Below are 21339 nucleotides of genomic sequence, written 5' to 3' on the forward strand. Positions count from 1 at the left end.
GCGCTGAATTGCAAGCAGATTTCGTCATCATCGGCGCCGGCTCAGCCGGCTCGGCCATGGCCTACCGCCTGTCCGAGGACGGCCGTCACACGGTGCTCGTCATCGAATATGGCGGAACCGATGCCGGTCCTCTGATCCAGATGCCGGCCGCGCTGTCCTACCCGATGAACATGAAGATGTACGATTGGGGCTACCGGTCCGAGCCTGAACCGCATCTGGGCGGACGGCGGCTGGCCACGCCGCGCGGCAAGGTGATCGGCGGCTCGTCCTCGATCAACGGCATGGTCTATGTGCGCGGCCACGCCTGCGACTTCGACCGCTGGGCGGAGCTGGGCGCCACCGGCTGGGCCTATGCGGATGTGCTGCCCTATTACAAGCGCATGGAAAGCTGGGATTCGGGCGGCCATGGCGGCGATCCGGACTGGCGCGGCACCGGCGGACCATTGCATGTCACGCGCGGCAAGCGCGACAACCCGCTTTTCGCCGCCTTCGTCGAAGCCGGACGGCAGGCCGGCTACCAGGTCACCGGCGACTATAACGGCGAGAAGCAGGAAGGCTTCGGCCCGATGGAGCAGACGGTGTTCAACGGACGGCGCTGGTCGGCTGCTAACGCCTATCTGAAGCCGGCGCTGAAGCGGAAAAACTGCACCATCGTGCGCGCCCTCGCCCGCAGGATCGTCATCGAGGATGGCCGCGCCACCGGCGTCGAGATCGAGCGCGGCGGCACAATCGAAACGGTGCGCGCCAATCGCGAGGTGATCGTTGCGGCCTCTTCGATCAATTCGCCCAAGCTTCTGATGCTGTCGGGCATCGGGCCGGCATCGGACCTGATGAAACTTGGCATAGAGGTCATCGCCAACCGGCCGGGCGTCGGCCGAAACCTGCAGGACCATCTCGAACTCTACATCCAGATGGCCGCCAGCCAGCCTGTGACGCTTTACAGATATTGGAACCTTGTCGGAAAAGCCTGGGTCGGCGCGCAATGGCTGTTCACGCGAAGCGGCCCCGGCGCGTCCAACCAGTTCGAGAGCGCCGCCTTCATCCGCTCCAAGGCCGGCGTCAAATATCCCGACATCCAGTATCATTTCCTGCCGATCGCGGTGCGCTATGACGGACAGGCCGCCGCCGAAGGCCACGGCTTTCAGGCCCATGTCGGGCCGATGCGGTCGGCGTCACGCGGCGCGGTCACGCTCCGCTCATCGGACCCGCGCGAAGCGCCGAAGATCGTCTTCAACTACATGTCGAAGTCCGAGGACTGGGCCGATTTCCGCACCTGCATCCGCCTGACGCGCGAGATCTTCGCCCAGGATGCGTTCACGCCCTTCGTCCGGCACGAGATCCAGCCCGGCGCCGCGGTGCAGAGCGACGACGAGCTCGACGGTTTCATCCGCGAGCATGCCGAAAGCGCCTATCACCCCTGCGGCACCGCCCGGATGGGCCGCGCCGACGATCCGCTGGCGGTGGTCGATCCCGAATGCCGGGTGATCGGCGTCGACGGGCTGCGCCTCGCCGATTCCTCGATTTTCCCGACCATTCCGAACGGCAATCTCAACGCGCCATCGATCATGACCGGCGAAAAGGCATCGGACCACATTCTGGGCAAGACGCCGCTCGCGCCCTCCAATGCCGAACCATGGATTCACCCCCACTGGCAGACGAGCCAGCGCTGACGGCTTGCATTTGGCGCCGCGGCCAGCCAGATGGGTTCAAAGGGACCAAGGCGCGCCGATGAAGTTCTTCGATTTCGATCACCCCTTTTTCCGCCCGTTGTGGCGCCGCATCGCCACGGTCGGCGTCACGGCATCGTGGGGAATCTTCGAATTCCTGATGGGCAACCATTTCTGGGGCACACTTTTCGTCGGCATTGGCGCCCTGTCCTTCTACGGGCTGTTCATCACCTTCAACCCGCGCGATCCCGAGCCGAAGGACTAGGCTCCAAGCCTCCCTGCCTGGTTGCGCGCCTTTCGGCGGCCATAGAGCTCGAGCTTGTGATAGACGATGTCGTAGCCGAGCTCGGCGGCGATCTCTGCTTGCAGCTTCTCGATCTTGTCGGATCGGAACTCGATCACGTCGCCGGTTTCAATGTCGATCATGTGGTCGTGATGCGGCGCATCGGCGGTCTCGAAACGCGCCGGTGCTCCCTCGAAGGTGAGCCGGTGCACCACGCCCTTTTCCTCAAGGATGCTGAGCGTCCTGTAAACGGTCGACAGCGACACGGTCGGCTCGAGCGCACTGGCGCGGCTGTAGAGCTCGTTGGCATCGGGATGGTCGTCGGCTTCGGCGAGAATGCGCAAAATGGCGCTGCGCTGGCGCGTGATCCGCACGCCGGCGTCCCGCAACGCATGTTCCAGTTCGCGCGCACTCATCTGGCTGGATTCGATCATGGCCCGAGTCTTGTCCAGTTGCGAGGCATTTGCAAGAGCCAGTTGGGAATTGCGGTACGCCGTCCCGAAGCGCCCGCAGGCCGCTGCCTGCAATCCGGTCAACCGGCGTCCGACGGCGCGGCGGCAAAGGCGCGAATGATGTCGGCAAGCGCCACCGGCTGCTCGACGCAGGGTATGTGCCCGCAATCCTTGAGTTCGTCGTACCGTGCGTCCGGGATCATCTTGGCCATTTCGGCGACCAGCGCGGGCGGCGTCGAGCCGTCCTGATCCCCGACCACGCATGAGGCCGGCTCCGTCAACGTCCTGGCGATGTCGGTGTAGTCGGCATCGCGGATCGCCGCGCAGGTGCCGGCATAGCCCTCGACCGGCTGGCGGACGAGCATGTTGCGGTAGCCGAGATATTCGGCATTGTCCGGCCGCCGGAAGGCGGGTGTGAACCAGCGCTCCATCACCGGATCGGCCAGCGCCGCAAGTCCCTTGTCGCGCACCGTCTCGATCCGGTCGTTCCAGAGCTTTTCGGTGCCGATCTTGGGCGCGGTGTCGCACAGGATCAGCGAGCGGACGAGATCGGGCCGCGCCTTGAACAGTCCCAGCGCGATCATCCCGCCCACCGACAAGCCGCAGACCGTCGCCTTCTTGACCGCGAGATGATCGAGCAGCCCCGCCAGATCGGCGACGTGATCGTCCATGGCGTAAGGCGCCGGCGGCGCGTCCGACAGGCCATGGCCGCGCTTGTCGTAGAGGACGAGACCGAATTCGCCGACGAGCCGTACCACGACATCGCGCCAAATGCGGAAATCGGTGCCCAGCGAGTTGGCGAAGACCAGCGTCGGCTTGCCCTCGGCCGCACCGATGACCTGATAGTGAAGCGTCACGCCATTGATCTGGGCAAATTGCACCGGCCTAGTCTCCCTTTGGCGGTTCGGGTGCCCAGTCCCTACAGATCGGGTCGGCGCGGTCAAGCGGCAGGCGGACGGTTTGGCCGGCCCGTGCCGACTTGTAGACCGCGGCGACGAACTCGATCGAGCGCACACCTTCCTGCCCCGTCACCATATCTGCCGCACGGCTGTCCAGATGATCGGCAATCGCCGCGAACTGGCCGGCATAGCCGACCGGACGGGCATCGATGCCGGCCGCCGCCTCCGACAAGACATCGTCCAGCGCGGACTGGCCGAGCGGCGCGCGCGCCTCGAACGTCCAGTCGTCGGCGCCCGGCGCATAGGGGTTGCGCCCGCTTTCGGCGGTCAGCGTCTCGAAGACGAAGCGCAGGCGCGATGTGTCGCGCGCCCCGCCCAGGGTGACCGACGACGTGACGAGCGCGCCGGTTTCGCAGCGCATGGCGAGCGCCGCGCAATCCTCCGTCTCGATCGGGTTGACGCGCGTGTCCACCATCGCCGTCACTTCGGTGACCGGCCCGACAAAGCGCGCGATCAGATCGTGCGCATGGATGGCGTGGCCGAGCACCGCGCCGCCGCCCTCGCTGCGCCACCGGCCGCGCCATGGAACCGCATAATAGTCCGCGCCGCGGTTCCAGTGTGTTTCAAGCGTCGCCACCAGAGGCCTGCCGGTCAGGCCCCGCCTTTGCAGTTCGGCAAGCTGATAAAGGCCGCGCCCATAGCGGTACTGGAACACCGGCGCCAGCATGCGACCGGCCTTGTCGGCCGCCGCCGCCATCCGGTCGGCATCGCGGACCGATCCCGCCAGCGGCTTTTCGCAGATGACATGCTTGCCCGCCTCGAGCGCGGCTATGGCGACCGGCGCGTGCAGATGCGGCGGCAGACAGATGTCGATCACATCGATATCCGGGTCGGCGAGCACCTCGTCGATATCGGCGGTCACGCTGCAATCGGGCGACTTCGCCGCCACGGCATCGGCCTTGTCCGGGTCGAGATCGCAGACTGCCATCACCTGCCAGCGATCGGGCAGCGCACGATAACCGTCCATGTGCTGCGCGCCGATGCCGGCGCCCAATATCGCCACGTGCGGCATGGTCAGTTCCTCAGATGGCCGAGGCGCACCGCCTGCGCCTGGGTTTTCAGGGCCAGCTCCATCACCTTGAAGCAGTGTGTCTGGCTCATCGCCGTCTCGGTGCGGTCGCGCACATCGGCGGCAAGGCGCTCGAAATAGGTCAGCTTCTCGCCGGACGCGTCGAAATGCTCGCAGCGCTCGCCATTGACCAGGAACACATGGTCGGTGCCGTCGCGCCCGCAGACATCGACATATTTGCGCATCTCGATCGTGCCTTCGGTGCCCAGGATCGTCAGCCGCCCGTCGCCCCAGGTCGGCAGCGCATCGGGCGTGTACCAATCGACGCGGATGTAGCCGTTGCCCCTGTCCGAGCGCAGCAGCACCTCGCCGAAATCCTGCAGGCCCGGATCGTCCGGATGGGCGAAGTTTCCGACAGAGGATGCGACGATCTCCGCATCGTCGGAGCCGGTGAAGAACAGGAACTGGTCGATCTGGTGGCTGGCAATATCGCACAAGATGCCGCCATAGGCGGCTTCATCGAAGAACCAGTCCGGCCGCGTGGGGCGGTTCAGCCGGTGCGGACCGAGCCCGACGGTCTGGATCACCTGACCGATTGCGCCATCGGCGACCAGCTCGGCCGCCTTCTGGTTGGCCGGAACCTCGAACCGCTCGGAAAAATCGATCGACCAGATGCGGCCGGTTTCGGTGACGGCCTGTTTGATCGCCGCCAGTTGGTCGAGCGTCGTGCAGCCCGGCTTGTCGGTCATCACATCCTTGCCCGCGCGCATCGCCTCGATGGCACGGTCGGCGCGGCGCACGGGAATGTCGGCCAGAAGGATCAGGTCGATCTCCGGATCGTCCAGCAGCGTCCGCCGGTCGGCGACCCGCGGCACATCGGGGAAGCGCTTGACGAAGCCCTCAACCGGCTGCGGATCACCTTCGGTCCACCAGCCCTTGCAGGTGGCCCCGACATCCAGCATGCCCTGCAACTGGCCGTAAATGTGCCGATGATCGAGGCCGATCACCCCCACCGTCAACTGTGTCATGGTCAGGCTCCGCTCCGGATTGTAACTGCGCGCCCCTCGCGCGACGAAGTGACGAGCGCATCGATCAGATCATGCACTTTCAGCGCCTCGCGCCCGGTCACGGATGGCGCCCGTCCCGCTTCGACCGCATCGGCAAAGTCCAAAATCAGGTCGCGGTGCCAGTCGAACGGAAACGCCATCGGGTCTGCGCCGCCGCCGGTGCCGCCGGCCGACTCGCCGAACGTCTCGGCACGCCCGTCACGCCATTGGACCGTCAGCGTCCCCGACCGCAGATGCGCCGAGCCCTTTTCGCAGTCGAGCGTGATGGACTCGGCCTCGCCCGGAAAGGCGGCTACCGTCGCCATGACCGAGCCCATCGCGCCGCTCTCAAAGCGCATTCCGCCGGCGACGAAATCCTCCGCCTCCATCCGGTGGAACGGCGTCGTGCCGGCCACCGCCTGCACGTCCGAAACCGGCCCGGCGATCGACAGCATCAGGTCCAGCGTGTGGATCGCCTGGGAGATGAGAACTCCGCCGCCGTCGCGTGCATAGGTGCCGCGGCCCGGCTCGTCGTAATAGCTCTGATCCCGCCACCAGGGCACATTGGCCCGCGCCAGGCCGATCGCGCCCAGATCGCCGGAAGCGACAAGCTTTGCAAGCACTTGCGAGGCTTGCCGGAATCGGTGCTGGAAGACGATGCCGAGTTCGACGCCGGCGGTTTCGCAGGTTTGAACGATGGCCCGCGCCGCTTCGCTTGTCCGCTCGACCGGTTTTTCCATCAGGATATGCTTGCCGGCTGTGGCGAACCGTTCGACCAGCTCGGTGCGCTGGTTGGGCGGCGTGATGACGATGACCGCCTTCACCTCCGGATCGTCCGCCAGCGCGTCGATCGATTCCGCTTCGGCAAAACCATGTTCGGAGCAAAAGGCCGCGCGCCTGTCGGCGGTGCGCGAATAGACGCCGCGCACGGTGACGCGATCCTCAAGGCTTTTCAGCGCCAGCGCATGCGGCTTGGCCGCCATGCCCGTGCCGATTACGCCGACACCAAACTTGGTCGATGTCATCCGGCCGCTCCGCCATCCGTGTCGATGCCGTTGACGATCACCTTGCCCTCGGCATCGAAGACATGCAGCACCTCGCGTCGGAAACGCAGATGCACCATCTCGCCGCGGCCGACCGGGAACTGGCCAAGCTGGTGCACCGTGATCTGCGGCAGTCCCTCCGGCGTGCAGAAGAGATAGGTCTCCCCGCCCAGTTGCTCGGTCAGGTCGACCGGCGCCGATATGTCGGCGTCCCCTTCATCGACAATGTCCATATGCTCGGGCCGGATGCCGAAGGTGACGCCGTCGCCTGGCTCCACGCCCTCGATCGGCGGCAGCGAAATGCGTTGGCTGCCGGCGAGCAGCACAACACCGCCGTCCTCGCCCGCTTGGGCCACCGCTTCCATCAAATTCATGCGCGGCGAACCGATGAAGCCCGCCACGAACGTGTTTTTGGGCGTGTTGTAGAGTTCGAGCGGCGAGCCGGCCTGTTCGACCCGGCCCGCATTGAGGACGACGATCGTGTTGGCCAGCGTCATGGCTTCCACCTGATCGTGCGTCACATAGATCATCGTGCCGCCGAGCTTGGCATGCAGCGCCGCCAGTTCCTTGCGCATGGTGACGCGCAGCTCGGCGTCGAGGTTCGACAGCGGCTCGTCGAACAAAAACGCCTTGGGATCGCGGACGATGGCCCGACCGATGGCCACGCGCTGGCGCTGGCCGCCCGACAAGGCCTTGGGCCGGCGCTGCAGATAGGGATCGATCTGCAGCAGCTTCGCTGCCTCGTGGACGCGGTTTTCGATTTCGGCGCGCGGCATGTTCGAGTTCTCGAGCCCGAACGCCATGTTCTTGTAGACCGTCATGTGCGGATAGAGCGCATAGGACTGGAACACCATGGCCAGCCCGCGCTCGGACGCTGGCACCGCATTGACCACATCGCCATCGATCACGACATCGCCGCCGGTGACCGGTTCGAGACCGGCGATGATCCGCAACAGGGTCGACTTGCCGCATCCCGACGGGCCGACGAAGACCACGAACTGGCCCGACTGCACATGCAGGTCGATGCCGTGGATCACCTCGACATCGCCATAGGCCTTCTTGACCTTGTTCAACTGGATTTCTGTCACCGGACCCCCGCTCTTTGTGTCGTTACCGGCTGCGCGCCATCGCCGCCAGGCGCGGTTCGGCGCGTTGCAGATGCATTGGCGGCAGCCCGGCGAGGATCTGCCGCACATCGTCGATCATCATGGCGCGGATGCGCGCATAGGACGCCTCCATCCCGCCGGCCAGATGCGCCGAAAAGAGCGCGTTGTCCGTCTGTCGCGCCGCGTCTTCCACCGGCACCGGCTCTTCGGGAAAGACATCGATGGCCACCCGCAGCCGGCCCCTTTGGGCCTCGCCAAGCAGCGCTTTGAAGTCCACCACTTCGGCGCGCGACGCCAGGATGACGCTGGCGTCGTCCGGGATCGCCGCCAGCCTCTCCGCGGTCAGAAAGCCTTCGTTCTCACTGGTCACACCGGCCAGCAGGAAGACGAACCGGCTGGTCGGCAGCAGATCGTCGAGCGGCATCGGTTCAAGCCCCTCTCCCTCCAGAAAGGCGTCCGACAGGAACGGGTCGTGCACGGCGATCTGATCCGTGAAGGGCCGCAGCAGCGGCACGAGGGCGCGGCCCAGATTGCCGTAGCCGATCAGGCCGACCGGCGCGTTGAACAGCGAATAGGCCGTGCCGTTGCCGGCGATGCCGTAGCGCTCGGTCCCGGCTCTGAAATCCGCGTCCGCCGCAACCAGCCCGCGCGCCAGATTGATCGCCTGTCCGAGGCAGAACTCGGCAACGGCCGGTGCCATGGCGGGCGCCGCCGACAGCACATGGATGCCGCGCGCCTGCGCGTATCCATAATCGATGTTCGGCTCCCAGTTCGCCTTGACGTTGACGATCGCCTTGAGGTTCACCGCGCGGTCGAGCCGGGCGCGATCCATCGCCGTCTGGCCGATGATGACAGCGACCTCGTCCAAGATGCTCTCGACAAGTTCGTCCGGCGCACGCGATCCGAAATGGGTGACCAGCCGGCCCATGCCGCGCAACGCCTCCTCCGCGTCGTGCGTCAGCACCATCGCCTCGCTGCGCGGGAACGGGTCCATGAAGATCAGCGGGCGCATGACGGTCATTTCATGCCCGACGAAGCGATGCCGGTGGTGATGAAGCGCTGCAGGAAGGCGAACACGACCGTCACCGGGATCAGCGCCACAACGGTCATGGCCAGCACGAAGTGCCACTGGACGTTCAGTTCGCCCTGGAAGGCGTTCAGGCCGATCTGCAGCGTGTAGACTTCCGACCGGTTGAGCACGATCAGGGGCCAGAGGAAATCGTTCCAGCGCCACATCACCGAGAAGATGGCAAGCACCGCGATCGCCGGCAGCGACAGCGGCAGAACGATGCGCCAGTAGATCTGCCATTCGGACGCCTTGTCCATGCGCGCCGCCTCGATCAGGTCGCGCGGAATGGTCAGCATGTATTGCCGCAGCAGGAAGACGCCCGTCGGCGTCGCACAGCCCGGTATGATCACCGCCCACAGCGTGTTGACCATGCCAAGCTGCGTGACCACCAGATAGGTCGGCACCAAGATGATGGTGATCGGGATCATCAGCGTGCCGATGACGAACAGCATCACCGCGTTGCGCCCGCGGAACTCGTAGATCGCCAGCCCGTAGGCGGCCATCGAATTGATCAACAGCGTGATCAGCGTCGCCGCCGCCGTCACGATGACGGAATTGTTCAGATAGGTGAGGAAGTTGAAGGTCTCGAGCGGCTTTGTGTAATTCTCCCAAGCGACACGCATTTCGCGGATCGGTTCGCGGTCGTTGATCGACACTTGGATGCGCTCTCCGGGATTATCGGGATCGACCATCTGCGCCATGATGCCGACGCGCCTGACCTGCGCCATCTGCCTGACAGTGCCATCCTCGAACGTGACCTCGAACAGCGGCAGCGGCTCTTCGTAGCCCTCGACCTCGACGGAGATCTGGCCGAGCGGCAGCAGCGTCGGCGGAAATTCCTGAAGCCCGGCCTGGGTCTTGAACGAGGAAAGCACCAGCCAGACGACCGGCCCGAACATCAGCGCCACGCCCAATGCCAGATAGATATAGGTGAAGACATCGGTCCAGTGCAGCCGGCCATTGCCGCGCGTCGCGGTCAGCAATGCGCCGAGCGTCCGGGTCGGTCTGGCAACGACGTCCGTCATCAGCCCTGATCCCTTCTGCGCACGACGGCAAGCTGGAGAAGCGTGAGCACGAACAGGACGACGCCGAGGACGACGGACGCGGCGGCGGCCAGCCCGAAATTCTGCACCTGGCTCGAAAAGCCGGTCGTGTAGATGTACTGGACGATGAACTGCGTCGCGGTGCCCGGGCCGCCGCCGGTCAGGACGAACACCTCGTCGAACACCTGCACGGACTTGATCAGCGCCAGGACGATGACCACCAGCATGTTCGGCCAAAGGAGCGGCAGCGTGATGCGCCAGAAAACGCGCTCGGGCTTGGTTCCGTCCATCTCCGCCGCTTCATAGAGGTCCGGCGGGATCGCCTGCAGGCCGGCGAGCAGGATCAGCGTGTAAAAGCCCATGTTCGCCCAGATCGACACGAAGATCGCCCAGAACATCGACCATTGCGGATCGACGAAGAACAGGATGCGATCGAGCCCCATGCCGACAAGGCCGGCATTGAGAACGCCGTCGCGCAGCAGGATCCACTTCCAGATCAGCGCCACGACCACCGGCGACAGCAGCACCGGGAAGAAGAAGGCCGCGCGGTAGAAGCCGCGATAGCGAATGTCGCGATTGAGTATGAGCGCCGTGATCAGCGAAAACAGCACCATCAGCGAGACCTGGAAGAACACGAACACCATCGTGTTGTAGATGCCGCGCCAGAACCGGTCCTCCCGGCATGTCGCCGGATCGAAATGGTTCGCGCAGGTCGCAAGGAACTCATACTGTTCGGCGCCGACATAGGGCCGGTCGGCGAGGAACAGGTTGGTGCCGCCGGTCACCGAAAAGGCGAAATTGATGAACAGCGGCAGCACGACGAACGTGCCGAAGAAGATCATGTTCGGCAGGATGAAGAAATAGGGCATCGCGCCGATGCCGAAAATCCGCTGCAGAAAGCGGAACGGCACATCGAGAACGGTCGCCAGCAGCTTGATCGGCCAGGCGGCCGCGGCCTTGGCGCGATCGGTCAGCGTGACCGGTTCGGACGGAGCGACATCATTGAGTGCCATGAAGCCGGTCACCTTTCAGCGCTGGCTGGCAGGGGTCCGGCGCGACCACATGGCCGCGCCGGATCGATAGCGCAAGGATGCAAGACGGCGATCAGCCGTCGCGTTCCTTCTCCGCGATCTGCTGGGCGACGTCCTGCTCCATGCGCTCATAGGCTTCGTCCAGCGTCAGTTCGCCGACGATCGCCTCGCCGAGGCGCGAGATCAGCGCGTTGAACATGACGCGGTTGTTGACATAGCCCTGAAGGTCGAACGCGGTCTCCGAAATTCCCGGAACGGCCGCCGCAAACGTCGACAGCGCATGGTTGGCGCGCGGGTCTTCGGTGGCAAAATCCACGCCGCCCTCGGCAAGGCCGAGATGACCGGGGATGAACAGCGTACGGCCGTAAAACTCGGCGAGCACCTCTTCGCTGGACAGATAGTCCATCAGCTTGCCGACTTCCTCCGGATGCTCGGTGTCCTTGAGTGCAACCAGCGCCGCGCCGCCGGGCATGCCCGAGCAAGCGGCCGGTCCGCACGGTGCGGGCACCGCCCACCAGTCGAACGCATCGCCGATCGTCTCGGCGAACTGCGGGATCTGCCAGGAGCCGGACATGTACATGACGACCTGCGCGTTGGCGAAATCCTCGTTGGCACCGAGATATTGCGAGCCCGAAACCGAGCCCCACAATTCCTTGGCCATCGTGCCGTCCTGGTGCCAGTCATAGAGTTTCTGGGCCATCATCTTCAGGCCGTCATCGACCAGCGCGGGCTCGCCTTCGTCCGTGAACATCCCAGCGCCCATCGAGATCGCCGGACCGGACACGCGGTGGCCGGAACGGTCCCAGGCCATCGGGATCGGAACGCCGGTCGCTTCGGCAACCTGTTTGGAGGCCGCCGCCCAATCGTCCCAGGTCGCGCCCTCGCCGGGCAGCTCGACGCCGGCCTGCTCGAACAGGGTCTTGTTGACGTAGGGCCCGGTCACGGTGAGCTGGGTCATGAAGCCGGCGATCGCGCTGTCATTGCCCGGTTCGCGCTTCCAGTTCAGGAACGGGCCGAAATTGGTCTCCCAATATCCGGGATCGGAGATGTAGGGCGTCAGGTCGAGATAATATTGCGCAAGCCCGCCAAGGTCGGTGACGCGCGCAAGGTCCGTGCCCTCGCCGGCGGCAAGCTGCACCGGAAGGCTCTCGAGGATCGCCTTGTAGGGCACCGTGTCCAGAACGACGGTGATGTCCGGATTGGCCTCCTCGAACCGGTCGAGCAGATCGCGCATGACCTCGCCCTCATTGCCGTCATTGTACCAGGTGATCCGCAACTCGGTTTCGGCGAGGGCTGTGCCCGCCATCAGCGCCAGGGCGGCACTGCCCAGCACAAGCCTCTTTGCAAAACGTCCAGTCATTTATGTCTCCTCCCAAGGGTCACTCACGTACCAACGTTACTGGTATACTAGTATGGTCTCAAGGCACTCGCAAGCGCCTGTCGCCATCTTGAACCGGATCGTGGCCCGACGCCCCGCCGGTTTCAAGCACGGAATGGATATGGGCCCGCATGCGCGCCTCCGCCGCATCGGCTTCGCCCGCGGAAATCGCGTCGAGAACGGCCAGATGCTCCCGATAGGCCGCCATGGAGCGGCCCTTGATCGACGACATCAGCGCCAGACGCTGGCGGTCAACATGCGCCTTCATCGACTGGATCAGCCCCCACGCATTGGGGACGCCCGCCAGCCCGGCAAGCGCTGCGTGGAACGCTTCGTCATGGCGGAAAAACGTCATGTAGTCGTCATGTTCGGCAGCCCTGAACTGCGCCGCCAGAAGCGGTTCGAGACCGGTCAGATCGGCGCCGGTCTCGGCAAGGTGCCGGACGACGGCGCACTCGATGGCCGCCCGCACGAAGACCGCCTCGTTGAGCCGCGCTTCGTCCAGCGGCGCCACCACGGTGCCCACTTGCGGACGCACCTGCACCAGTCCCTCGCTGGCCAGGTTCTGGATCGCCGCGCGCACCGGCGTCCGGCTGACAGCGCACAGCCGCGCCGTCTCCGCCTCGGAGATTACCGCGCCCGGCGGAAGCCGGTTGTCGATAATGCGCGTTCGCAACATGTCATAGACCTGCGGCGCGATCGGTCGGCTCGTATCGATGGTGGCTTCGGCGAAGACCGAAGCCGGGTCGAACAGGGCGCGATAGGTTTCAGGCCGCGGCATGGTTCGCCTCCAGCGCCGTCATGATGCCGCGCAGTTCGGCCAGGCCCTTCAAGCGGCCGATCGCCGGATAGCCGGGCTGGCTGCCGCGCGCCGCATCGTCGAGGATCTCGTGGCCGTGGTCCGGGCGCATCGGAATCTCCCAATCGGCCCTGCCCTCGGCCTTGCGCCGCCGCTCCTCTTCCAGAAGCGCACCGATCACCGCGACCATGTCGGTCTGTCCGGCCAGATGCTCGTCTTCGGCGAAACTGCACGGCACCGCGTCCGCTGCCCGCGTCACGTTGCGCAGATGGACGAAATGGATGCGGGGGCCGAATTCGCGCACAATGGCGGCGAGATCGTTGTCGGCCCGCGCGCCGAACGAACCGGTGCACAGCGTCAGACCGATGGCCTGGCTCGACACGGCGTCGAAGGCATGGCGCACATCGTCCGCCGTCGACCAGACACGCGGCAGACCGAGCAACGGCCATGGCGGATCGTCGGGGTGGCAGCAAAGCCGTACGCCCTGGGTCTCGGCGACAGGCGCCATCGCCTCGAGGAAATCGACATGGTGACGGCGCAGCCGGCCGGCATCGATGCCGCGATAATCGGCGAGTTTCGCGCGCACATCGTCCAGCGTCCAGTGTTCGGCAGCGCCGGGCAGCCCGGCGGTGACGTTGGCGGCCAGTTCCGCCTTGCGCTCGCCGCTCATCGCCGTGAAGCGCTCCGCCGCCGCGTCGATCACGGCGCGACGGTAATCGTCGCGCGCGCCGGTACGGCGAAGAATGTACATGTCGAATGCGGCGAAATCGATCAGATCGAACACCATCGCGGCCCCGCCCGCCGCGGTCGGAGCGCGCAGATCGGTGCGGGTCCAGTCGAGCACCGGCATGAAATTGTAGCAGACGGTGCGGATGCCGCATGCCGCCAGATTGGCAATGCTCTCGGCATAGCGGTCCAGATCGCCGCGCCAGTCGCCGCTCTGCGTCTTGATCGCCTCGGAGACCGGCAGGCTCTCGACCACCTCCCAGGCGAGCCCGGCGGGCGGGCCGTCCGGATGCGCGGCCACCTCGCGCTGCCGCTGTTCGATCTCGGCAACCGGCCAGATCGCGCCCGGCGCGATATGATGCAGCGCCGTGACGATACCTTCGGCGCCGGCCTGCCGCGCATCGGCGAGCGTGACCTTGTCGACCGGCCCGAACCAGCGCCATGTCTGCCGCATGACACGTCTCTCCCAATTGCGGAAACACTAGTATACCAGTAACCTTGGACGCAACCGCTATTGCCCGCGGGGGGGCCCATGATGCCGATCACGCGCGACGAACTGCGCACGCTTCTGCGCCTGCCGCCGACGGACGCGGAACCCGCTCGCATCGGCGTGGACGACGAGACGGTGCGCAACGGCATCCGCCTCCAGCGCGTTACGCTGCAAGGGACCGGTCCCGCCATTGCCGGCACTTTGCTGCTGCCCGCAACGGACGGTGGGCGAGCCCCGGCCATCCTTTACTGCCACGCCCATGGCAACCGCTACGATATCGGCGCCGCCGAACTGGTGGACGGCCGACCCGCGCTTCAGGACCCGCCCTACGGGCCGCTGCTCGCGGAACGCGGATATGCGGTCCTGTGCATCGATATGCCCGGCTTCGGCAGCCGCCAACTCGACGGCACGGAAAGCGCGCTCGCCAAGGCCGCGCTGTGGCGCGGGCAGACCCTGTCCGGCGCAATGCTCGGCGATCTGACGGCGGCGCTTGATGCCCTGACCGCCCACCCGGCAGTCGATCCGGCCCGCATCGGCACGCTCGGCATCTCGATGGGCGCGACGCACGCCTATTGGCTCGCCGCGCTCGACGACCGCATCGCCGCCTGCGCGCATTTGTGTGCGTTCGCCGATATAGGTCCGCTGATCGAGACCAATGCACACGATCTGCACGGCATCTACATGACCGTTCCGGGCCTGCTCGAAAATGGCGATATGGGCGATGTAGCGGCTCTGATCGCTCCCCGCCCGCAACTGGCCGCATCGGGCCTCAAAGACCCGCTCACGCCGCCCGTCGCCTTGAATCCGGCGCTCAGCCGATTGCGCCAAGCCTATGAAACGCAACGCGCTTCGGACCGACTCACTGTACTGACATCACCCGACACCGGCCATCAGGAAACGCCCGAGATGCGGGCGGCGGTGCTGACCTTTCTCGAAAACGCGCTCGGCGCCTGAGCCCTACTCCGCCGCCTCCCGCTGCACCGACGGATTGTTGGGGTGCTCGGTCCAGTTGCCATAGTCCGGATCGATCGGCTTGCCGGTGCGCGGATCGGTGCCGGAAATCTGTTCCATGGTGATGCAGTCATCCACCGGGCAGACATTGACGCACAGATTGCAGCCGACGCACTCCTCGTCGATCACCTCGAACTTGCGCACGCCATCGACCATGTTGGTGATCGCCTGGTGCGAAGTGTCCTCGCAGGCGATGTGGCACCGCCCGCAGGAGATGCACAGATCCTGGTTGATGCGCGCCTTGGTGACGTAGTTGAGGTTCAGATACTGCCAGTCGGTGACGTTGGGCACCGCCATGCCGCGAAAATCCTCGATCGTCGCATGGCCCTTTTCATCCATCCACGCTTCCAGCCCGGCGATCATCTCCTGGACGATCTTGAACCCGTAGGTCATCGCCGCCGTGCAGACCTGCACCGTGCCGCAGCCCAGCGCGATATATTCGGCTGCATCGCGCCATGTCTGGATACCGCCAATGCCCGAGATCGGCATGCCGTGCGTTTCGGGATGGCGCGCGATCTCCGAGACCATCGACAGCGCAATCGGTTTTACGGCAGGCCCGCAATAGCCGCCATGCGATCCCTTGCCGTCGATCGAGGGCACCGGCGAATAGCTGTCCAGATCGACCGAGACGATCGAATTGATCGTGTTGATCAGCGACACGGCGTCAGCGCCGCCGCGCTTGGCGGCTTCGGCCGGCTTGCGGATATCGGTGATGTTCGGCGTCAGCTTGACGATCACCGGCAGGTCGGAATGCTGCTTGCACCAGCGCGCGACCATCTCGATATATTCGGGCACCTGACCGACCGCCGAGCCCATGCCGCGCTCGCTCATGCCGTGCGGGCAGCCGAAATTGAGTTCGACCGCATCGGCGCCGGTTTGTTCGACCGAAGCGAGGATGTTCTTCCAGGGCTCCTCCTCGCACGGCACCATCAGCGAAACGATCATCGCCCGATCGGGCCAGTTCTTCTTGACCGTCTCGATCTCGCGCAGATTGACCTCGAGATCGCGGTCGGTGATCAGTTCGATATTGTTGAGCCCCAGAAGCCGCCGGTCCGGACCCCAGATCGCGCCATAGCGCGGTCCGTTGACATTGACGACCGGCGGGCCGGCTTCGCCCAGCGTCTTCCAGACAACGCCGCCCCACCCCGCCTCGAAGGCACGCTCGACATTGTACTGCTTGTCGGTTGGCGGGGCCGAGGCCAGCCAGAACGGATTGGGCGACGAAACGCCGAGAAAGTTGGTGTGCAGATCAGCCATGGCTCATGCTCCTGCTTGGCGCGTGATGCGCAGTATCGGAAAAGACGACCTTGAAGCGCTCGCAGATCAGTTCGCGCTGCTCGTGCCACTCAAGGCCCAGCCCTTCGCAGACCGCGCGATAGTGCGCGCCGTTGCGGGCCTTCCATGTCTCCAGCGTGCGGTCCCATTCGCCATAATCGTGGGCAAATTTTGCATCGACCTCGCCGAACGGGGTTTGACTGACCTGCATTGTCTCGACGACGGCCCTGGGCCGGGCGTTGCCGTCGATCACGACGCTCAAGGCGCCCGGAAACGGGATTCCGATGTCGACAAGCTCTTCGGGAAGCGAACTCGTTGCCGTCTTGATGCCGGACACGATGAGATCGGCCCCTCCGTCCGCGCTCTCGTCGGTATCGCCCACGCGAAAGACGTCGAACGGTTCAGAGCCCGCATCCGGATGGGCCGCGCGGAACCTCGACCAGAAACGTGAGACCTCCGCGTTCATCCTGTCAGCCGCTTGTGAATGCTGGCGGCGGCGATCTTGCCGTCTTCGACGGCGACCACCGTCAGGTCTTCGCCGCCGGCGATGCAGTCGCCGCCCGCCCAGACCTTGTCATGGCTCGTGCGCCGGTCGTCATCGGTGAAGATGCGCCCGCCCGACAGATCGAGCGAGACGCCGCCGAAGAGGCCCTCGACCGGCTTCTGGCCGATCGCCTTGAACACCTGGTCGGCGTCCAGCGTCACGGTCTCGCCGGTGCCGCTCAGCTTGCCGTTCATCGCCGTATATTCGAGCGTGATACCCGTGACCGCGCCATCATCGTTGCGCACGAGCGCCTGCGGCTGAAGCCAGTGGCGGATCGTCACGCCATGCGTCTGCGCCACCTCCTGCTCGTACTGCGAGGCGTTCATCTGTTCGGGTCCGCGCCGGTAGCAGATCGTCACCGTCTCCGCACCGAGCAGCTTGGTCTGCACGGCCACGTCGATCGCCGTCATGCCGCCGCCGATGACGACGATGTTGCGGCCGACCGGCAGCGCCGACAGATCGTCGGTCTGGCGCAGCTTCTCGATATAGGCGACGGCATCGATGCAATTGTCCGCATCGTCGCCTTCGAGGCCCAGATCGTTGACCCCGGGCAGGCCCATGCCCAGGAACACCGCGTCATGGCCCGCCACCAGATCGTCCAGCGTGACGTTGCGGCCGAGCGCCATGCCGTTCCTGATCGCGATACCGCCAATCCCGGTGATGAAATCCACTTCGCGCTGGGCAAAATTCTCCGTCGTCTTGTAGGCGGCGATGCCGTGCTCGTTCAGCCCGCCGGCCTTTTCGCGCGCCTCGAAGATGGTGACGTCGTGGCCGTGGCGGGCGAGCGCATGCGCGCAGGACAGGCCCGCCGGCCCGGCGCCGACAATCGCCACCGATTTGCCCGTCGGCGCGGCGCGCTCATAGGGGTGCTGCTCGGCCGTTTCCAGGAAATGATCGGTCGCGTAGCGCTGCAAAAGGCCGATCTTGACCGGCTTGCCCTCGGCCACCTCGCGCACGCACACTTCCTCGCACAGCGTCTCGGTCGGGCAGACGCGGGCGCACATGCCGCCCAGAATATTCTGGTCGAAGATCGTCCTGGCCGCGCCATTGGCGTTGCCGGTCGAGATCTGCCGGATGAACATCGGAATGTCGATCGATGTCGGGCATGCGGTCTGGCACGGCGCGTCATAGCAGAAATAGCAGCGGTCGGCCTCGACGACCGCCTCGTGCCGGTCGAGCGGTTCGTGCAGATCGTCGAAATTGTCGGCGTACTGATCGGCCGGCAGACGCCCGGCCTGAATGTCCGGTGAAACACGGTTTGGCGCCATCGCGCGGTCTCCCTCCGAGAACCCGAATTGTCGACGGCTCTTGGCGGCCGCTTGTCGTGGGCGAAAGCTTTCAATAATTTGATCAAAAGGTCAAATTTTTTCTGCGCCTGCTCAGAAACAAAAAAGGCCGGCTTTCGCCGGCCTTTTCCGCGTCATGAGAAAGACGATTACATGCCCTTGACCTTGTTCATGATCGCGTCGGTCCAGGCGCCTTCCGGCCGGGCCGTGATCACCGGGTCCGAACCGCCGGCAAGCAGCGAGTCGACCGTCGTCTCGGCCGCAGCCGTATCGAGCGTTCCGTCGGAATCGCCGATGAGCTTGCAGATCTCGCCGGTCATGCGCACCTGGTGCTCCTCGGTCTGGGCGCCGGTCGCGTCGTTCTCAAGCACGATCTCGGCCGCTTCCTGCTGGTTCTCGCAGGCATATTCCCAGCCGCGCATCGAGGCCGCAACGAACCGCGCCAGCTTGTCGGCCATCGCCTCGTCGGCAAGGCTTTCCTCGAGCACGTAGATGCCGTCTTCCAGCGTCGCAACGCCCTGGTCGGTATAGTTGAAGACGACCAGATCGTCCGGCGTGAAGCCCGCATCGATGACCTGCCAGTACTCGTTGTAGGTCATGGTCGACACGCAGTCGGCCTGCTCCTGGATCAGCGGATCGACGTTGAAGCCCTGCTTGAGCACCTCGACGCCGTCATCGCCGCCCTCGGTCGGAATGCCGAGCTGGCTCATCCAGGACAGGAACGGGAACTCGTTGCCGAAAAACCACACGCCCAGCGTCCGGCCGCGAAAGTCTTCGGGCGTCTCGATCCCGGTTTCCTTGCGGCAGGTCAGCATCATGCCCGACCGCTGGAACGGCTGGGCGATGTTGACCAGCGGAACGCCCTTCTCGCGCGCGGCGAGCGCGGCGGGCATCCATTCGATGACGACATCGGCGCCGCCGCCGGCGATCACCTGCGGCGGCGCGATGTCCGGCCCGCCCGGATTGATGGTCACGTCCAGATCGGCTTCTTCGTAAAAGCCCTTGTCTTTCGCCACATAATAGCCGGCGAACTGCGCCTGCGTGACCCATTTGAGCTGCAGCGTCAGTTCATCGGCGGCGTTGGCGGCCGATGCCGCCGTCAGCCCCATCGCCGTACCTGCGGCCAGTGCTATCCATTTGCGCATTTTGGTTCTCCCTGTTTGCTCCGTTGATTGATCGTGTCGGCACCCGTCATCCCGTTTTATGGCCGCTCGCTTCGCATGGACGGATGCCAGAATGTCACCGACCGCTCGACCAGCGCAATCGCGCCGTAGGAGAGCGAGCCGGCAAGCGCGGCGACGAATATCGTGGCCCACACCATGTCGACATTGAGCCGGCCCACTTCCGCCGAAATGCGGAAGCCCATGCCGACAATGGGTGTGCCGAAAAACTCTGCGACGATCGCACCGATCAGCGCAAGCGTCGAATTGATCTTCAAGGCGTTGAAGATGAACGGCATCGCCGCCGGCAGCCGCAGCTTGATGAGCGACTGCGTGCGCGTCGACGCATAGGTGTGCATCAGATCGCGCTCCATGTGCCCGGCCGCATTCAGGCCGGCGACCGTGTTCACCAGCATCGGAAAAAAGGTCATCACGACGACCACGGCGGCCTTGGACTGCCAGTCGAAGCCGAACCACATCACCATGATCGGCGCGATGCCGACGATGGGCAGCGCGGAGACGAGATTGCCGATCGGCATCACGCCGGCCTTCCAGAAGGGCGAGCGGTCGACGAGGACGGCGACGAGAAAGCCGAGCGAGCAGCCGATCAGATAGCCCGAGACGACGCCCTTGAGATAGGTCTGTTGGAAATCGGCCCACAGCGTCGGCACGGACGAAATGATGCGCTCCCAGATCATCGACGGCGGCGGCAGGATGACGGTCGGCACGCCGAAGCCGCGTGTGATCCCCTCCCAAAGCGCCAGGATCGCCGCGCCGAACAGCACCGGGATGGCGAGATTGACAAGGGTGACCATCGGTCCGCGCTCGGGCCGCAGGGCGGCGAGCCTTGTGTTGGCATACCAGGCCGCCAGCCAGAAGACGATCGCGGCAATGAGGATGGCCGTGTTGGTCACGCCCGCGCCTCCCTGACGCCCATGCGGCGGTTGAGCCAGCCGCCAATCCAGCCGATCAGCCCGACGAGCAGCCCGGCCAGCACAGCGGCGACGATCAGCGCCGACCAGATCTGCACGGTCTGGCCGTAATAGGACCCGGCCAGAAGCCGCGCGCCCAGGCCCGCCACCGCGCCGGTCGGCAGTTCGCCGACGATCGCGCCGACGAGGCTGGCGGCGATGCCGATCTTCATCGAGGTGAACAGGAACGGCACCGAGGACGGCCAGCGCAGCTTCCAGAAGGTCTGCGCCCGGTTGGCTGAGTAAGTGTGCATCAGGTCCATGTGCATGGTTTCGGGCGAACGGAGCCCCTTCACCATGCCGACCGCCACCGGAAAGAAACTCAGATAGGTCGAGATCAGCGCCTTGGGCAGAAGGCCGGTCACGCCGACCGAATTGAAGACAACGATGATCATCGGCGCCAGCGCCAGGATCGGGATCGTCTGCGAGGTGATGATCCAGGGCATCATCGACTTGTCGAGCACCCGGGAATGCACGATGCCGACGGCCAGAAGGATGCCGAGCGCGGTGCCCATCATGAAGCCGAGAAGCGTCGCCGACAGCGTCACCCAGGCATGGTAGATCAGGCTGCGCTTGGAGGTGATGTTCTTTTCGACCGTCGTTTCCCAGATCTCGACGGCCACCTGGTGCGGCGCCGGCAGCACCGGCCGCTGCTGGCTCATGGTCTTGGGCAGGATTTCGGCGAAGCCGATCGTCTCGCCGGCCCGCTCGGCGGCGTTGCGTTCGAACGGGGCGTTGAGGATCACCGCGAACGCATACCAGACCGCGATGATCGCCGCGACGACGGTGAGGATGGGCAGGATGCGGGTGCGGATCATGATGGCGCTGCCCCCGTCGAAGAGCCAAACCCCCACCCTTCATCCCTCCCCACAAGGGGGAGGGAAGAGATCAACGCCGTGCTCATTTCTGCACGATCAAACCTGGCTCGCAAACCGGCGAGGTCGCGAGGTGCCGATGTCCTCCCTCCCCCTTGTGGGGAGGGATGAAGGGT

21 protein-coding genes are annotated in these 21339 nt (G+C 65.2%); 3 read left to right on the forward strand and 18 right to left on the reverse strand.

All coding sequences use genetic code 11. The features are described from left to right. Positions 1-8 precede the first annotated feature (8 nt). Positions 9-1670: a choline dehydrogenase gene (gene betA, locus ACOQOU_RS03035; protein ID WP_109768413.1), complete on the forward strand. Its 1662-nt coding sequence runs from the start codon at positions 9-11 to the stop codon at positions 1668-1670. 58 nt (positions 1671-1728) lie between these two features. Continuing rightward, the gene (locus tag ACOQOU_RS03040) at positions 1729-1932 is read left to right on the forward strand and encodes a hypothetical protein (protein WP_109768414.1); all 204 of its coding nucleotides are present in this window, start codon (positions 1729-1731) and stop codon (positions 1930-1932) included. Here ACOQOU_RS03040 and ACOQOU_RS03045 read toward each other — a convergent pair. The 12 genes from ACOQOU_RS03045 to uxuA form a co-directional block, all read right to left on the reverse strand. After that, positions 1929-2384 (reverse strand): Fur family transcriptional regulator, encoded by a 456-nt coding sequence (locus tag ACOQOU_RS03045; RefSeq protein ID WP_306026411.1) that lies wholly within the window; start codon positions 2382-2384, stop codon positions 1929-1931. The two genes, ACOQOU_RS03040 and ACOQOU_RS03045, sit on opposite strands and share 4 nt — an antisense overlap. Before the next feature lie 98 nt (positions 2385-2482). Next, complete coding sequence (gene pcaD / locus ACOQOU_RS03050) at positions 2483-3283, reverse strand: 3-oxoadipate enol-lactonase (protein WP_306026412.1); 801 nt, start codon at positions 3281-3283, stop codon at positions 2483-2485. 4 nt (positions 3284-3287) lie between these two features. Further along, the gene (locus ACOQOU_RS03055; RefSeq protein ID WP_306026413.1) at positions 3288-4373 is read right to left on the reverse strand and encodes a Gfo/Idh/MocA family protein; all 1086 of its coding nucleotides are present in this window, start codon (positions 4371-4373) and stop codon (positions 3288-3290) included. Positions 4374-4375: 2 nt separating this feature from the next. Continuing rightward, entirely contained in the window at positions 4376-5398 is a 1023-nt protein-coding gene (locus ACOQOU_RS03060) for a Gfo/Idh/MocA family protein (protein WP_306026414.1), read from the reverse strand. Between the two features lie 2 nt (positions 5399-5400). Beyond that, positions 5401-6441 (reverse strand): Gfo/Idh/MocA family protein, encoded by a 1041-nt coding sequence (locus tag ACOQOU_RS03065; protein ID WP_306026415.1) that lies wholly within the window; start codon positions 6439-6441, stop codon positions 5401-5403. Then, positions 6438-7547, reverse strand: a complete 1110-nt coding sequence (locus ACOQOU_RS03070) for an ABC transporter ATP-binding protein (RefSeq protein ID WP_306026416.1) — start codon at positions 7545-7547, stop codon at positions 6438-6440. The genes ACOQOU_RS03065 and ACOQOU_RS03070 overlap by 4 nt, the downstream gene beginning before the upstream one ends. Before the next feature lie 22 nt (positions 7548-7569). Further along, a complete protein-coding gene (locus tag ACOQOU_RS03075) occupies positions 7570-8586 on the reverse strand; it encodes an NAD(P)-dependent oxidoreductase (protein ID WP_306026417.1) in 1017 nt (338 codons plus the stop codon). Continuing rightward, positions 8583-9659, reverse strand: a complete 1077-nt coding sequence (locus tag ACOQOU_RS03080) for a carbohydrate ABC transporter permease (protein WP_306026418.1) — start codon at positions 9657-9659, stop codon at positions 8583-8585. The genes ACOQOU_RS03075 and ACOQOU_RS03080 overlap by 4 nt, the downstream gene beginning before the upstream one ends. Continuing rightward, the gene (locus ACOQOU_RS03085; protein ID WP_109768422.1) at positions 9659-10690 is read right to left on the reverse strand and encodes a carbohydrate ABC transporter permease; all 1032 of its coding nucleotides are present in this window, start codon (positions 10688-10690) and stop codon (positions 9659-9661) included. Before ACOQOU_RS03085 ends, ACOQOU_RS03080 begins: the two co-directional genes overlap by 1 nt. A gap of 91 nt (positions 10691-10781) precedes the next feature. Then, positions 10782-12068 (reverse strand): ABC transporter substrate-binding protein, encoded by a 1287-nt coding sequence (locus ACOQOU_RS03090; protein WP_306026419.1) that lies wholly within the window; start codon positions 12066-12068, stop codon positions 10782-10784. 58 nt (positions 12069-12126) lie between these two features. Then, positions 12127-12867, reverse strand: coding sequence for a GntR family transcriptional regulator (locus ACOQOU_RS03095; RefSeq protein ID WP_109768424.1), 741 nt, complete (start codon positions 12865-12867; stop codon positions 12127-12129). Beyond that, on the reverse strand, positions 12854-14065 hold the full coding sequence (gene uxuA / locus ACOQOU_RS03100; RefSeq protein ID WP_306026420.1) for a mannonate dehydratase: 1212 nt from the start codon (positions 14063-14065) through the stop codon (positions 12854-12856). Before uxuA ends, ACOQOU_RS03095 begins: the two co-directional genes overlap by 14 nt. A 78-nt stretch (positions 14066-14143) precedes the next feature. Here uxuA and ACOQOU_RS03105 point away from each other — a divergent pair, with 78 nt between their 5' ends. After that, positions 14144-15055 (forward strand): alpha/beta hydrolase family protein, encoded by a 912-nt coding sequence (locus ACOQOU_RS03105; protein ID WP_420578833.1) that lies wholly within the window; start codon positions 14144-14146, stop codon positions 15053-15055. A 3-nt stretch (positions 15056-15058) separates the two neighbouring features. On the opposite strand, the gene preA is transcribed toward ACOQOU_RS03105, so the two are convergent. From preA to ACOQOU_RS03135, 6 genes are all read right to left on the reverse strand, one after another. Next, positions 15059-16369 (reverse strand): NAD-dependent dihydropyrimidine dehydrogenase subunit PreA, encoded by a 1311-nt coding sequence (gene preA, locus ACOQOU_RS03110; protein WP_109768426.1) that lies wholly within the window; start codon positions 16367-16369, stop codon positions 15059-15061. Then, on the reverse strand, positions 16362-16853 hold the full coding sequence (locus tag ACOQOU_RS03115) for an ASCH domain-containing protein (RefSeq protein ID WP_306026422.1): 492 nt from the start codon (positions 16851-16853) through the stop codon (positions 16362-16364). The genes preA and ACOQOU_RS03115 overlap by 8 nt, the downstream gene beginning before the upstream one ends. Beyond that, positions 16850-18199: an NAD(P)-dependent oxidoreductase gene (locus ACOQOU_RS03120; RefSeq protein WP_306026423.1), complete on the reverse strand. Its 1350-nt coding sequence runs from the start codon at positions 18197-18199 to the stop codon at positions 16850-16852. Before ACOQOU_RS03120 ends, ACOQOU_RS03115 begins: the two co-directional genes overlap by 4 nt. Positions 18200-18366: 167 nt before the next feature. Then, the gene (locus tag ACOQOU_RS03125; RefSeq protein ID WP_306026424.1) at positions 18367-19362 is read right to left on the reverse strand and encodes an ABC transporter substrate-binding protein; all 996 of its coding nucleotides are present in this window, start codon (positions 19360-19362) and stop codon (positions 18367-18369) included. Positions 19363-19418: 56 nt separating this feature from the next. Then, positions 19419-20291, reverse strand: a complete 873-nt coding sequence (locus tag ACOQOU_RS03130; protein WP_306026425.1) for an ABC transporter permease — start codon at positions 20289-20291, stop codon at positions 19419-19421. After that, positions 20288-21166 (reverse strand): ABC transporter permease, encoded by an 879-nt coding sequence (locus ACOQOU_RS03135; protein WP_109768471.1) that lies wholly within the window; start codon positions 21164-21166, stop codon positions 20288-20290. Before ACOQOU_RS03135 ends, ACOQOU_RS03130 begins: the two co-directional genes overlap by 4 nt. Between the last annotated feature and the right edge of the window lie 173 nt (positions 21167-21339).

Source organism: Oceaniradius stylonematis, assembly GCF_965223445.1.
Classification (GTDB): domain Bacteria; phylum Pseudomonadota; class Alphaproteobacteria; order Rhizobiales; family Rhizobiaceae; genus Roseitalea; species Roseitalea stylonematis.

Coding starts and splice junctions, on each gene's coding strand:
- ACOQOU_RS03040 (WP_109768414.1), top strand. CDS start 1,729: ATGAAGTTCTTCGATTTCGATCACCCCTTTTTCCGCCCGTTGTGGCGC.
- ACOQOU_RS03045 (WP_306026411.1), bottom strand. CDS start 2,384: ATGATCGAATCCAGCCAGATGAGTGCGCGCGAACTGGAACATGCGTTG.
- ACOQOU_RS03055 (WP_306026413.1), bottom strand. CDS start 4,373: ATGCCGCACGTGGCGATATTGGGCGCCGGCATCGGCGCGCAGCACATG.
- ACOQOU_RS03060 (WP_306026414.1), bottom strand. CDS start 5,398: ATGACACAGTTGACGGTGGGGGTGATCGGCCTCGATCATCGGCACATT.
- ACOQOU_RS03065 (WP_306026415.1), bottom strand. CDS start 6,441: ATGACATCGACCAAGTTTGGTGTCGGCGTAATCGGCACGGGCATGGCG.
- ACOQOU_RS03075 (WP_306026417.1), bottom strand. CDS start 8,586: ATGACCGTCATGCGCCCGCTGATCTTCATGGACCCGTTCCCGCGCAGC.
- ACOQOU_RS03080 (WP_306026418.1), bottom strand. CDS start 9,659: ATGACGGACGTCGTTGCCAGACCGACCCGGACGCTCGGCGCATTGCTG.
- ACOQOU_RS03085 (WP_109768422.1), bottom strand. CDS start 10,690: ATGGCACTCAATGATGTCGCTCCGTCCGAACCGGTCACGCTGACCGAT.
- ACOQOU_RS03090 (WP_306026419.1), bottom strand. CDS start 12,068: ATGACTGGACGTTTTGCAAAGAGGCTTGTGCTGGGCAGTGCCGCCCTG.
- ACOQOU_RS03095 (WP_109768424.1), bottom strand. CDS start 12,867: ATGCCGCGGCCTGAAACCTATCGCGCCCTGTTCGACCCGGCTTCGGTC.
- uxuA (WP_306026420.1), bottom strand. CDS start 14,065: ATGCGGCAGACATGGCGCTGGTTCGGGCCGGTCGACAAGGTCACGCTC.
- ACOQOU_RS03105 (WP_420578833.1), top strand. CDS start 14,144: ATGATGCCGATCACGCGCGACGAACTGCGCACGCTTCTGCGCCTGCCG.
- preA (WP_109768426.1), bottom strand. CDS start 16,369: ATGGCTGATCTGCACACCAACTTTCTCGGCGTTTCGTCGCCCAATCCG.
- ACOQOU_RS03115 (WP_306026422.1), bottom strand. CDS start 16,853: ATGAACGCGGAGGTCTCACGTTTCTGGTCGAGGTTCCGCGCGGCCCAT.
- ACOQOU_RS03120 (WP_306026423.1), bottom strand. CDS start 18,199: ATGGCGCCAAACCGTGTTTCACCGGACATTCAGGCCGGGCGTCTGCCG.
- ACOQOU_RS03125 (WP_306026424.1), bottom strand. CDS start 19,362: ATGCGCAAATGGATAGCACTGGCCGCAGGTACGGCGATGGGGCTGACG.
- ACOQOU_RS03135 (WP_109768471.1), bottom strand. CDS start 21,166: ATGATCCGCACCCGCATCCTGCCCATCCTCACCGTCGTCGCGGCGATC.